The organism is Bacillus sp. T2.9-1 (assembly GCF_950097965.1).
In the GTDB taxonomy this organism is placed as follows: domain Bacteria; phylum Bacillota; class Bacilli; order Bacillales; family Cytobacillaceae; genus Niallia; species Niallia hominis.
The window spans coordinates 1-11851 of the sequence record NZ_CATNHG010000137.1 but is presented as its reverse complement, the minus strand read 5'-3'; the positions used below and the strand labels follow the sequence as shown (position 1 = coordinate 11851).

Annotated in this window: 14 protein-coding genes and 1 riboswitch; of the genes, 3 read left to right on the top strand and 11 right to left on the bottom strand. The window is 35.8% G+C overall.

Annotated features, from left to right (window positions below):
* Nucleotides 1–264 precede the first annotated feature (264 nt).
* Nucleotides 265–468, bottom strand: coding sequence for a hypothetical protein (locus QQZ16_RS20460; RefSeq protein WP_031538773.1), 204 nt, complete (start codon nucleotides 466–468; stop codon nucleotides 265–267).
* Nucleotides 469–811: 343 nt separating this feature from the next.
* Complete coding sequence (locus QQZ16_RS20455; protein ID WP_031538775.1) at nucleotides 812–1288, bottom strand: methylated-DNA--[protein]-cysteine S-methyltransferase; 477 nt, start codon at nucleotides 1286–1288, stop codon at nucleotides 812–814.
* Between the two features lie 256 nt (nucleotides 1289–1544).
* Between QQZ16_RS20455 and QQZ16_RS20450 the strand changes: the two genes are divergently transcribed.
* Nucleotides 1545–2936, top strand: coding sequence for an L-cystine transporter (locus QQZ16_RS20450; RefSeq protein ID WP_235252413.1), 1392 nt, complete (start codon nucleotides 1545–1547; stop codon nucleotides 2934–2936).
* Nucleotides 2937–3092: 156 nt separating this feature from the next.
* Here QQZ16_RS20450 and folE read toward each other — a convergent pair whose 3' ends face one another.
* From folE to QQZ16_RS20425, 5 genes are all read right to left on the bottom strand, one after another.
* The gene (gene folE, locus QQZ16_RS20445; RefSeq protein ID WP_284561727.1) at nucleotides 3093–3656 is read right to left on the bottom strand and encodes a GTP cyclohydrolase I FolE; all 564 of its coding nucleotides are present in this window, start codon (nucleotides 3654–3656) and stop codon (nucleotides 3093–3095) included.
* A gap of 32 nt (nucleotides 3657–3688) precedes the next feature.
* The gene (gene queE, locus QQZ16_RS20440) at nucleotides 3689–4417 is read right to left on the bottom strand and encodes a 7-carboxy-7-deazaguanine synthase QueE (RefSeq protein WP_284561726.1); all 729 of its coding nucleotides are present in this window, start codon (nucleotides 4415–4417) and stop codon (nucleotides 3689–3691) included.
* Entirely contained in the window at nucleotides 4414–4893 is a 480-nt protein-coding gene (gene queD, locus QQZ16_RS20435) for a 6-carboxytetrahydropterin synthase QueD (protein WP_284561725.1), read from the bottom strand. The genes queE and queD overlap by 4 nt, the downstream gene beginning before the upstream one ends.
* A gap of 4 nt (nucleotides 4894–4897) precedes the next feature.
* Nucleotides 4898–5575, bottom strand: coding sequence for a 7-cyano-7-deazaguanine synthase QueC (gene queC / locus QQZ16_RS20430; protein ID WP_284561724.1), 678 nt, complete (start codon nucleotides 5573–5575; stop codon nucleotides 4898–4900).
* 35 nt (nucleotides 5576–5610) lie between these two features.
* Nucleotides 5611–5653: riboswitch (PreQ1 riboswitch) on the bottom strand.
* A 109-nt stretch (nucleotides 5654–5762) separates the two neighbouring features.
* Nucleotides 5763–6650, bottom strand: a complete 888-nt coding sequence (locus QQZ16_RS20425) for a CPBP family intramembrane glutamic endopeptidase (protein ID WP_048717129.1) — start codon at nucleotides 6648–6650, stop codon at nucleotides 5763–5765.
* A gap of 246 nt (nucleotides 6651–6896) precedes the next feature.
* Between QQZ16_RS20425 and QQZ16_RS20420 the strand changes: the two genes are divergently transcribed.
* Nucleotides 6897–7109, top strand: coding sequence for a helix-turn-helix transcriptional regulator (locus QQZ16_RS20420; protein WP_048717131.1), 213 nt, complete (start codon nucleotides 6897–6899; stop codon nucleotides 7107–7109).
* A gap of 81 nt (nucleotides 7110–7190) precedes the next feature.
* On the opposite strand, the gene QQZ16_RS20415 is transcribed toward QQZ16_RS20420, so the two are convergent.
* From QQZ16_RS20415 to QQZ16_RS20400, 4 genes are all read right to left on the bottom strand, one after another.
* The gene (locus tag QQZ16_RS20415) at nucleotides 7191–8048 is read right to left on the bottom strand and encodes a GNAT family N-acetyltransferase (RefSeq protein WP_048717133.1); all 858 of its coding nucleotides are present in this window, start codon (nucleotides 8046–8048) and stop codon (nucleotides 7191–7193) included.
* A 197-nt stretch (nucleotides 8049–8245) separates the two neighbouring features.
* A complete protein-coding gene (locus tag QQZ16_RS20410) occupies nucleotides 8246–8944 on the bottom strand; it encodes an SDR family oxidoreductase (RefSeq protein ID WP_048717135.1) in 699 nt (232 codons plus the stop codon).
* 50 nt (nucleotides 8945–8994) lie between these two features.
* Nucleotides 8995–9369: a hypothetical protein gene (locus tag QQZ16_RS20405; protein WP_048717137.1), complete on the bottom strand. Its 375-nt coding sequence runs from the start codon at nucleotides 9367–9369 to the stop codon at nucleotides 8995–8997.
* Nucleotides 9370–9648: 279 nt separating this feature from the next.
* Nucleotides 9649–11097: an amidase family protein gene (locus QQZ16_RS20400; protein ID WP_048717139.1), complete on the bottom strand. Its 1449-nt coding sequence runs from the start codon at nucleotides 11095–11097 to the stop codon at nucleotides 9649–9651.
* Between the two features lie 124 nt (nucleotides 11098–11221).
* On the opposite strand from QQZ16_RS20400, the gene QQZ16_RS20395 reads away from it, so the two are divergent.
* A complete protein-coding gene (locus tag QQZ16_RS20395; RefSeq protein ID WP_048717141.1) occupies nucleotides 11222–11719 on the top strand; it encodes a GNAT family N-acetyltransferase in 498 nt (165 codons plus the stop codon).
* Nucleotides 11720–11851 lie beyond the last annotated feature (132 nt).

The following is an 11851-nucleotide window of genomic DNA, read 5'->3' as shown; positions in this document are numbered from 1 at the left end:
TTTTTTAATGCTTAATTTTTTCCAGCTACCGCGCTCTCGCTTGGTGGCCTTTTTGTCTAGTTGGAGGACGCGTCCCCCAACTAGACAAAAAGGATATTTATTCTCCCACAAACATTTTACTCATACAACTTAAGTATAACTAATCTTTTTCTTGAAAATAAAAAAACTCCTCCGTAGCTGACTTGTATGAAACAAATCAGAGATGATCTACATAAGGAGTTTCGTTTTATGCGTCTTTCCATTCCTTCTATGGAATAATTGTTCCTACCCTCCAAAAAATTTCTTTAACTTTTCCAATTCTTCTTCGCTGTAGGTTTTCGATTTATCAAAATAAGGGTTGTCTTTCAGCACATTTTTAGGGTCAAGATTTGTTTTAATCGATACACTAAGCACGTCTGAATCTTCAGCAATAACTCTGTCTGTTACGCTATCATAGTTGGATAGATTCGTTCCTTTTTGCTCTTCCATATAGTACCTCCTTTTTTCCTATAGGATTTTCTATTACCAATAATTTATGCTAAATATTATAGGTGAAAAATAATTCAAAACAGCCCTTTTCCCTCCCTTATATCAAATGGGAATATTATCCTAATTAATAATAATATTCGGAATAATTCGCTCAGGCATTCACAATATTTGCTTTTGTAATCGTTTTCAAATATAATATACATTAGGTTGGATAACATCAGTGGTTATCATCGTACGCAGCGCAGGTGGAGCTGGTACTCTTATAGAGCTTTTTTAAGTTCTAAAAAAGAAGCAGAAAATCTTCTTATTAATGGAGGATTTTCTGCTTCTTTTCTTTTCCTTATTAGATTGTTCGCTTAAATTTTTGCTCATGACTAAGCAACCATTCTTTTCTCCATAAGCCACCAGCATACCCAGTTAGGGTTCCATTTGCACCTATAATTCGGTGACAAGGAATGACAATACATAGCTTATTTTTTCCATTTGCACTTCCAACTGCTCGTACTGCCTTTTCGTTCCCTATGTTGTTGGCGATATCTTTATAGGATCCAGTACCAGCATACGGAATAGTCGTTAACGCGTCCCAAACTTGCTTTTGGAAAGGTGTCCCCCCTATTTCCATCGGGAAGGAAAAGTCACGGCGCTTCCCTTTAAAATAGTCATCTATTTGCTTGGAGCACGTAACTAATACATTTGGTGTAGATGCATTAATCAGATTTTCTGCCAGTTCTTTTTCCGAAAATAAGATAGAAGAAACAGCCTTTTCCGTTCCACTTATTTCTATTACTCCAATTGGAGAATGATAATCGATTGTATACATCCTAATCCCCCATATAGCCTTATTTGCTTTTTATTTTAACAGAAAGTTGTATAGCAAACACTAATCATGCATTTTATCTTTTCCTTGTTTCTTAATCGAAAAACAATACAAAATCCCTTAGTTATTTTGTATCTTCCTCTCTTATTAATTTAACTTTATATTTACAAATGTAATAAATAATGGTAGGATTTTAAAGGATTTTATTTAATTCCTATTTAACCTATATGAATTAATAAAATTAAAGGAGGAGATTACATTGAACTTATTCACTGTTTTAAACATTATCATCTTACTTATTTTGCTTAGCGTTCTTTTCTACATGCAAAAGAAACATATTTCCTTTTCTAAACGTGTGTTTACAGGATTAGGACTTGGGGTAGTATTCGGAGCTATCCTACAATTGATTTATGATCCTACTTCTGAGGTAATCACGAATACAAATGATTGGTTTGGTATAGTCGGAAGCGGATATGTAAAGCTATTACAAATGATTGTTATGCCGCTAGTCTTTATTTCGATCATTGCAGCATTCACAAAGCTTGAAAAATCAGCTAATCTTGGCAAGATCAGCGGTCTTGTAATTGGAACACTGTTACTGACTACAGCTATTTCTGCTGGAATCGGAATTGCTACAACAGCTGGCTTTGATTTAAAGGCAATTGATGTAAGTGCTGGAGATGCTGAAATTCTTCGTGGACAACAATTAGAAGAAACTTTAGGAGAAGTCCAAAGTACGACTGTACCACAAAAAATACTTAGCTTTTTACCGGCTAACCCATTTCAAGATTTAACAGGTGCAAGACCAACATCTACAATAGCGGTTGTTATTTTCGCAGCTTTTGTTGGGGTTGCTTTTCTTGGTATTAAAAGAAAAAATCCGGAGCAAGCAGCATTTTTCCAAAAAATCGTCGAGGCTATACATACGGTTGTTATGCGAATTGTAACATTAGTTCTACGATTAACTCCATATGGAATCCTTGCATTAATGGCAAAGACCGTTGCAGGAAGTAACTTCGATGCCATTGTGAAGCTAGGTAAATTTGTTATTGCTTCGTATGTTGCGTTAATTGCGATGTTTATTGTTCATTTAATCATTCTTGCTATTATGGGACTAAGTCCAAAACAATATGTGAAAAAGGTTTGGCCTGTTCTAACTTTTGCATTCACTTCACGTACAAGTGCTGGAACAATGCCCTTAAACATTGAAGCACAAAAAAATAAATTAGGTGTACCTGAATCCATTGCAAACTTCTCTGCATCGTTTGGGGTATCAATTGGGCAAAATGGCTGTGCCGGAATCTATCCAGCAATGCTTGCAGTCATGATTGCACCAACACAAGGGATTAATCCATTATCCCCTTCATTCATCGCAACCTTAATTATCGTTGTTATGATCAGTTCTTTTGGGGTAGCTGGAGTTGGTGGAGGAGCAACGTTTGCAACCTTAATCGTTCTTTCTACTTTAAACCTACCAGTTGCTTTAGCTGGGGTATTAATTTCCGTTGAACCACTAATTGATATGGGGCGTACTGCTCTAAATGTAAGTGGATCAATGGTTTCTGGTGTTGTAACAAGTAAAACACTTGGTGAATTAGATACGAAGCAATATCAATCTAATGATGTGGATACTTCTGAGAATATGGCATAAATGAAAAAAGCAAAGCACCTGTAAAAAAAATGGCGCTTTGCTTTTTTTTACTATTTTAAGCTTGCTTAAAGTATATCCCACTGTCCCTAAAGGTTCCGTATGGTTCAACTGCTATCAGTACGGTATAATACCCTCTACCTGAAAGCAGTTTCCCTTTTATTTTATCATCGCAAATACTTCTACACGCTTATCACTGTCTGTTTGGAAAACACCACGCACAGCAGAGGTAATTGTTTTAGCACCAGGCTTTTTCACCCCACGCATGGTCATACACATATGCTCTGCTTCCACTACAACCATCACTCCATGTGGTTCAAGTGTTTCCATCATTGTATCTGCAACCGTGGACGTAATTCTCTCTTGAAGCTGCGGACGTTTCGAAACTGCCTCGACTGCTCTTGCAAGCTTACTTAATCCAGCGACTCTTCCTCCCTTAGGAATATAAGCTACATGAGCTTTTCCGTAAAAAGGAACTAAGTGATGCTCACACATAGAATAAAAAGGAATATCCTTAACTAATACCAATTCTTCATGGTCTTCATGAAAAATCGTTTCAAAATATTCTTTTGGATCGATTGTAAGTCCAGAAAAAACCTCTTCATACATTTTTGCTACACGTTTTGGAGTATCCAATAATCCTTCTCTATTAGGATCCTCTCCAACCGCTTCTAATAATAAGCGAATTGCTTCCTCTATTTGAGGAATATTCATTTTACTCATTCCGTAATCCTCCTAAATGTCTTCCCGGTTGTCTACACTCCACGCTTATTTCCCCAAATATACGTATGTAGCTGTGGAAGTACCTTAACATTTTTGAACTCATGATCAAGCATTGTTTTATCAATCAACCACTCGTATTTAGTCAGTAATTGCTGTACTAATTGCGCGTTATCGATTGTTTTATTATCATCGTTACCAACCTGCAGGAAAAAAGGAACATCTGGATAGCGCAGATGAACCTTTTTCGCATATTCATAATCTTCGTCTGAAAATACAACTACCTTTAGACTCATATGATTACTTCGATTTGCATCTCTTAATCTTTGCATAATCGAATCTAATATGTCAAAATCCGTGTTCATTTTCGAGCTAGGCGGTTTTGGTGAAATAGTTAGCTCATCAATATCTACAAACCAATCCTGCCATTTACTTCCCTGCGTTTCAAGACCGATTTTTATTCCTTTTTCTTTTAATAAATCTACCAGAAAAGAAAGATTTTTCAATAGGGCAGGATTCCCTCCAGACAGTGTTACAAATGAGAAGCCATTGCCGCCTAAGCGAACTAATTCATCCCATATTTCTTCAGCCTGCATTTGCTTAATTAGATCTTTCCCGCTTCCATCCCATGTAAAAGCAGAATCACACCAAGCACAGGAATAATCGCAACCTGCCGTTCTGACAAACATCGTTTTTTGACCAATGACCATTCCTTCTCCTTGAATCGTTGGTCCGAATATCTCCATTACAGGTACTTTACTCACTCTCCAATCCACTCCCTTCTCATTTCTGCATAACTAGTAGGAGTTTCAAAGAGACGCACAAATTCCACTCTTGCCCCATTATTTGCTTGTTTCATCTCATCCTTTTTCAATGCTTCTTCCATTTTTTCAAATATCCAATAAACAATATTTTCTGCAGTTGTATTCATTGGTGGAAGTGTTTCATTTAAATAACGATGATCCAAATAAATTTCGATTTCCTTTTTCCATATCTTCTTAATATCACCAAAATCAATCATCAATCCACGGTCATCTAAATATCCGCTAATACCGAAAACAACCTTATACGTATGTCCATGAAGATTCATGCATTTACCTTCGTAGGCATGCAAGTGATGTGCTGCATCAAAGGTAAACTCTTTACTCACCATGACACGCTTATGATGATATTTTAATTGCTTAGAAGAAATATCTTCCCCAAACTTTTGCAGTCTATCTACTATTCGAAAGTCATTCATTCTATTATAACCCCTTTCGAACAGCTAAATAATCATCCAAGCCCTTTTTACGGAGCTTACATGCAGGACATTCTCCACAGCCATCTGCAACCATTCCGTTATAGCATGTCAGTGTCTTTTCGCGAACAAATTTGAACGCACCTAACTCATCTGCAAGCCCCCATGTTTCTGCTTTATTTAACCACATTAGTGGAGTATGAATGACAAATTGATTATCCATTGAAAGATTTAATGTTACATTCAATGACTTAATAAAGATATCACGACAGTCTGGATAGCCACTAAAATCTGTCTCACAAACGCCAGTTACAATATGTTTTGCTTCAATCTGGCTTGCTAATACACCCGCGAATGACATAAATAATAAATTGCGTCCAGGAACAAAAGTAGAAGGCAATGCGCCATCTTTTCCTTCTTCAACCGCAATATCGTCTCTTGTTAAAGCATTTGGCGCAAGCTGATTTAGCAAGGACATATCAAGAATATGATGTTTAATGCCAAGCTCTTCTGTAATCTTTTTCGCACATTCAATTTCTGTAATATGTCTTTGATTGTAGTCAAACGTAACAGCTACTACTTCTTTGAAGTTTTTCATTGCCCAAAATAGACAGGTAGTGCTATCTTGACCACCACTAAATACAACAACCGCTTTTTCGTTTTTCATTTCCAAAATCTCCTTCATATAGAAAAAACAGCACTACTAAGAAAGCAGTCCTGTTTTTCTTAGTTTTTTAAAGAGGGTAGCTAGAACCTCCACCGTAATATACGGATTTACTATATAATTGGTTTAACTCGACTTATTATAACGTAAATTAAGCAATTATTCTATGAGAATATTACTTTTTCTCCGTATAAGATTTAAATGAACACTATGCTAATCTTTTCTTTGTATATAAATTGGTCACAATGTAGCCACAAGCAATCATTAAAGTAGCTAGTATTCCTCCTTCTAGACCAAAGGAACCACCTGTTAACCAATCATTTCCCATAGAAACATCAATACCGTAAAGGCCATATGGAGTCGTTCCACTAACTGGGAAGCCAAACACATTTCCTTGGAAATAATTCCACGTTATATGATAGCCAATCGGCATCCATAGGCTTTTTGTCTTATCATACATATAGGCAAACAAGAGCCCTACTAGAAAAATATTAACAATTCCGAGGATGGCGACATTCGGATTCCACATATGTGCAATGCCAAAAATAAATGCTGAGATGATATATACGACAGTTTTAGAGTTACCGTTATCCGCAAGCGTGGACATTATATAGCCTCTAAACGTTAGTTCCTCTGAAAACCCTACTAATATAAAAAATAAAAGATAGGCTATTGTGTAAGTAGAAAAATGTGGCGAACCAATTGAATTAGCTATCTCTATATTTTTTGTGAATAATAGAATTAAAAATATAACGACGATAGACACTGCACCAAGAGCTAAACCAGTGAAAAAATCTGGAGAAAACTTTTTAAAACCCATTTCTGAAATTCTCTTCTTATTAACAAACTTCCATAAAAGAAACAAGATTGCGATACCACCGATCATCCCTATTCCCTGAGACAAAAGAGAGAGGGGAGAACCATCTAATACCTGATTAATCATTTCATCAGAAATATCAGGATTAATTTGAGATTCAATAATGACAGCTATAATCATACCTGGGGCTGAAAGAATCAATTGTGCTATCATTGTAGCCAATAAAGCTAACAAAATAATCCAACCAGATCTTATCTTACCTAACTTATTTTTGAACATATATGCCTCCATTTTTTTGGCTTTCTTCATTATTATATCTATTTCCACTTGGAAAATATATACTTTATTACGTAGCAATAACATCAAAATTATTGTCTATTATTCGGAGAATTCTACAGAATAGTGCGATAGAAACAGGAAGATTAGGCACATTTAAATTTTGCGTAGGAATGGTTAGTTAGTTTATTTTTGGGTATAGAATAATACTACTACATAAAATATTATGAAAAGATTGGAACGATTATCATGATTCGATTTGAAAATGATATGGAACTACGAAAGGATTTAGAAAAGGAATTAATCTCTACCTCAGAAGTTACCGAGCTATTAGGATGCACTCGGCAATATATCCACGAATGTGTTAAAAAAGGGATTTTAGACCCTCTAAAAGTAGGCAACAAAGAAAGGATTTATTTAAAGTCAGATATAATGGCACATATAAACAGAAAGAGAAAATGACTAATATCATTTTCTCTTTCTTAAAATCAACTCTTTTCTCCGTCTACCATTACTTCCTTTACATCTTTTATTCTTTTATGATTATCCATAAGCCTGTGCTGCAATCGCATATAAGCAATTATTTCTTTTTGGGAATGCTTCGATATTTTTCACCATTACTGGAGGACGATTTACTATTTGAAATCCTAGCTTCTGTAGCTCTTCCATTATGGTGTTTTTTCCTTCCACTATATCTATTCTTATACTTCCTTGATTGTTTGCAATGATTGTCTTAATAAGGAGAATTGCCTGTTCATCATCTTGTGCTACAATAGGACCGATAACTAGATTACTAGGTTTTTTTACAGTAAGAGCATATCCAACCATTACTCCTTTTCTATCCTTTAGTACAAGTGAATCTTTTGCCTGTTTTATTCTGTTCTCTAGGAACAGCACTCTTGAACTTCCAAATGCTGCTTGGTCTAATACAAGCATTTCTTCTAAATCTGTTTTCACGAATTGATGTATAGTATAGCCATCTAATACAAGCTTCATTTGCTTACCTTTCCCAAGAAGCTTTGTTACATGGCTATATTCCTTAAACGATAATTTTTCATAAACAGGTCTGCCTTCTTTTGTCGCAATTAACATAAGAGCCATATTTCTTGGCAATTGGTTCATACAATGAATCAGCAACACTTTCGCTAGTCCTCTTCCTCGATAGTTCGGGTGAACAATTACCATGCCGATAGATGCTAGCTTAGCTCCATAAGGAATAATTGCAGCACAGGATACTACTATCTTCTCTAACGTTATGTGACCAAACATAGTTCCGGAAACGAGTAGAGTTTGGATTTCTTCCAAGTCATAATCCCAGCCAACAATAGTAGCTAAGGAAAGCAAGTCATTCATATGAGATTTATTTAACTGTTGCATCGTTATTAATTCTTCGTTATTCATCAAATACTCCTTCCTTGTAAATCAACAGAAAATTATAAATAATATTTCTATTATAATAGGTAACTTCCATCAGTGGGGATTTTTTCTTTTTCATTTTAGTCAATAACACCTTTAGGAAGCTGTCCTGTTCATACAAAAAAGAATCAGAAAATCTTTGCTCCATGCAAGATCATTCTGATTCTTCCCCTACCTATCTATTAAATTTTCATTTCTTTCCCAGTAAAATCAATAAATCCTAATTCGCTAGTTATGTCTAGCTTTCCTTCTAAAATATCAAGGATACCATTTGCTGACTCTTCTGGATAGCCTGTTGCGTTGTCGCCACCCATATCTGTTTTAATCCAGCCAGGATGAACAGCATATACAGCTATGTCTTTGTCTTTTACATAGCTGGATAATTGAACGGTAAACATATTTAGGGCTGCTTTCGAAATTCCATATGGAAAGTCTCCGCCATAGGCATTATGAATACTTCCCGCTTCTGAAGAGATATTAATAACTGCCTGTTTTTTCCCTTTATATAAAAGGGGTAGGAAATGTTTCATTATTCTCATCGGTCCTAATACATTGACATCCATCGTAAACTGAACCTGATTAAAATCGAGCTCTTCAATTGGCTTTCCCCGTTCTGCGAGGACTCCTGCGTTATTAATAATGCCGTCAATAGAATCAACATCTTTTACTGCTAGTTCAGCTGCTTTTGCAATCGACTCTTCATTTGTAACATCAAGAAAATATGTATACACATTGTCTGGAAATTGTTTTTTCAATCGATTGATAGGTGAATCTTCTACAACCGATCGTACCCCCGCAAGTACTGTATGTCCTCTTTCCACAGCCGTTTTAGCAAGGTGAATCCCTAATCCCCGATTAGCCCCTGTAAGAACAATTTTCATTCCATACACTCCCATTCTTTTTGAACATCAACGAACTTTTCGCTGGATGCTTATCCTTTTTCTGGCTGAATTTCCGTATGAAGCGCTTTAAAAAATTGCTGTATATATTTATAGCTGGAGCCGAAATCCCCTAAAGCTCCTTCCTTTGAACAATAAATATCAATTGCTGATTGCATTCCTGCTAGTTTATAAACAGTAATAATCATTAAGCTAGATCCTTTGCTCAATACGATTTCCCCACGATCTGTATCGACTTTTTTTAAATCCCAATTTGACATTTTTCTTTCTACTACATTTTTTACTGTTTCCATCAAGCGATCACGACTTTTTTTATAATAACGTGTCTTTAATTCAGGAACCTTAGGCTGTTCCTTTGTTTCCTCAAAACTTTTAAATATTCCTACAAGCACACGTGTTAAAGACAATTCTTTTTCCTCCCCGATTCACGAAATCTACTATTTTTCTAACATCCATTAGTATAGAACTTCCAACTAGATGGTTTTTTTACACCATTTTTGGGTTACGCCAGTAAAATGTAAGAGCTTTCTTTTTCTTTTCATTATATCTTATATTAAAACATCAATCTAGATTAAACTATTTAGGTTTGTAAATCTCAAGCTGATTCTTCTTATTAATATAATATACTGTCCCATAACGAAGCTTATGCCAAAAAAGCAGTGTACCTATATACACTGCTTCCCTTCTTAGTTCCCCTTATCCAATACCGGTGGCGTTCGATGCTTTGTTGCTTGTTCATAGCTATATGCCATTTCTATTAAACTAGGTTCACTATAAGCTAATCCTGAGAATGTTATCCCCATTGGCTTACCTTTTGGTGTATAGCCTGCTGGAACAGTAATAGATGGGTATCCTGCTTTTGCAGGCATTGCACAACCTAAATATTTCGCAAATAATAACCCATCTAATTGATTTTCTTTCATCGTTATATCGATTCCTTCTGTTGTAGAAAGTCTAAGATCTGTTTCTCGATGCTCTTTATACTTTGCATCTTCCAAATCCCCATTTAATGTTTCACAATACTCAAGAATCGTCTGACCATATTTAACCAGGTCTGGATGCTTTTTATTAAATGTAATAACCTCGCTTAATGAATGAACAGGCACTTCTTCAGAAAGTTTGTGTAAATAGTTATCTATGCCATATTTAAATTCATGGTAGAGAACAATAGAATCGAATTTTTCACGGGGAATGGTAACATCAAGCAAGATAGCCCCTTGCTTTGTTAATTCTTCCATCGCCTCTTCAAACAGAGCTACTTCCTCTTCCTCTTCAGGAAAAAAGGTGCGATCAATTCCAATTCGTTTCCCTTTTAGCCCATCTGTTTTCAAAAATGTCGTATAATCACTTGGCTTCCCCATACTTGTTTGTGTCACTTCATCTTTTTCATCCACACCAGCAATGATCCCTAATAGAATTGCTGCATCACGAACGGTTCTTGTCATTGGACCTGCCGTATCTTGACTGTGAGCTAGTGGGATAATTCCCGTACGGCTAACGAGACCAAGTGTAGGTTTTATTCCAACAAGTGAATTATTACTAGCGGGACTAAGAATGGATCCAGAGGTTTCAGTTCCTATTCCAACCACTGCAAAATTAGCTGCAATGCTTGCACCAGTTCCCGAGCTTGAACCACCTACATCCCAAACACCAGGACCATATGGATTCATGACCTGTCCCCCTAAAGAGCTATAGCCATTAGGCATATCTAATTCCGTAATGAAATTGGCAAATTCAGAGAGGTTAGCCTTTCCAATAATAACAGCTCCTGCTTCTCGAAGCTTTTTAACAATAAAAGCATCCTCTTTAGCAAAATTATGTTCTAATGCAATCGAGCCTGCAGTTGTTGCCATCGAATCATTTGTATCAATATTGTCCTTTATAATAACAGGAATGCCATAAAGTGGTCCCACTTGATGGAGTACCTTCCTTTTTTCATCTAGCTCTGCTGCAATTTCTAATGCATCAGGGTTTATTTCCCTAATAGAGCATAATGCAGGATCAAATGATGCAATTCGATTTAAATATTGCTTGGTCAGCTCCAATGAAGTAATTGCACCAGACTCCAAGGCTTTCTGTATATCTAAAATAGTTGTTTCTTCTATATTATATGGAATGCTACTTTCTGTTTTCATGTTTTCTTCTACCCCCTTCTCCTTTTCTCTAGTATAGCCTGTTCAAATTCTCCCGAGAAGCAGAATCTACTATTTTATCAAAATATTTCGATATGATATAATTTCCCATAAAAAGGAGCAAACAATCATGTATCACTTTCAACTTATTACACAAGAACAAGCAGAAGAAATTGCATATCACTGGCATTATGATGGAATTTATGGATTTTATGACATGGAGGCAGATGAAGAGGATTTAGCTGCGTTTCTTGATAGTGAACAAAGAAATGAGTCCATTTACGCTGTCACAGAAGAAAATCAACTTATCGGTTTTTTTAGTGTAAACAAAGGAGAAAATAATACAATCGATATCGGTCTTGGTTTAAGACCTGATTTAACAGGTCAGAACAAAGGTTATACGTTTTTAACAATTGGGATGAATTATATAATAGAGCATTTTTCCCCTTCCTTTATTAGCTTGGCGGTTGCGACATTTAATAAGCGTGCTATTAAGGTTTATAGGAAAGCAGGATTTAAAGAAACAACTACGTTTATCCAATCGACAAATGGCGGAGATTTTGAATTTGTTAATATGATTTATACTTGTTCCCCTTCAGCTAAAAAAAGTGTTGATTTCGTGTAAAGGAAACTGGACTAACCTAAAATAGTGAGACAATATAAAACACCTCCAAAATGGCAATACTTGAGATAAGTATTGTGACATTATTCGGAGGTGTTTTTGCGTGGGCAAAAAAACTGTATATACAAAAGAGAT

Bases quoted from the DNA above. Each gene is read 5' to 3' on its own strand.
- QQZ16_RS20460 (WP_031538773.1), bottom strand. From the start codon at position 468: ATGGAAGAGCAAAAAGGAACGAATCTATCCAACTATGATAGCGTAACA.
- QQZ16_RS20455 (WP_031538775.1), bottom strand. From the start codon at position 1,288: ATGTATACAATCGATTATCATTCTCCAATTGGAGTAATAGAAATAAGT.
- folE (WP_284561727.1), bottom strand. From the start codon at position 3,656: ATGAGTAAAATGAATATTCCTCAAATAGAGGAAGCAATTCGCTTATTA.
- queD (WP_284561725.1), bottom strand. From the start codon at position 4,893: ATGAATGACTTTCGAATAGTAGATAGACTGCAAAAGTTTGGGGAAGAT.
- queC (WP_284561724.1), bottom strand. From the start codon at position 5,575: ATGAAGGAGATTTTGGAAATGAAAAACGAAAAAGCGGTTGTTGTATTT.
- QQZ16_RS20425 (WP_048717129.1), bottom strand. From the start codon at position 6,650: ATGTTCAAAAATAAGTTAGGTAAGATAAGATCTGGTTGGATTATTTTG.
- QQZ16_RS20420 (WP_048717131.1), top strand. From the start codon at position 6,897: ATGATTCGATTTGAAAATGATATGGAACTACGAAAGGATTTAGAAAAG.
- QQZ16_RS20415 (WP_048717133.1), bottom strand. From the start codon at position 8,048: ATGAATAACGAAGAATTAATAACGATGCAACAGTTAAATAAATCTCAT.
- QQZ16_RS20410 (WP_048717135.1), bottom strand. From the start codon at position 8,944: ATGAAAATTGTTCTTACAGGGGCTAATCGGGGATTAGGGATTCACCTT.
- QQZ16_RS20400 (WP_048717139.1), bottom strand. From the start codon at position 11,097: ATGAAAACAGAAAGTAGCATTCCATATAATATAGAAGAAACAACTATT.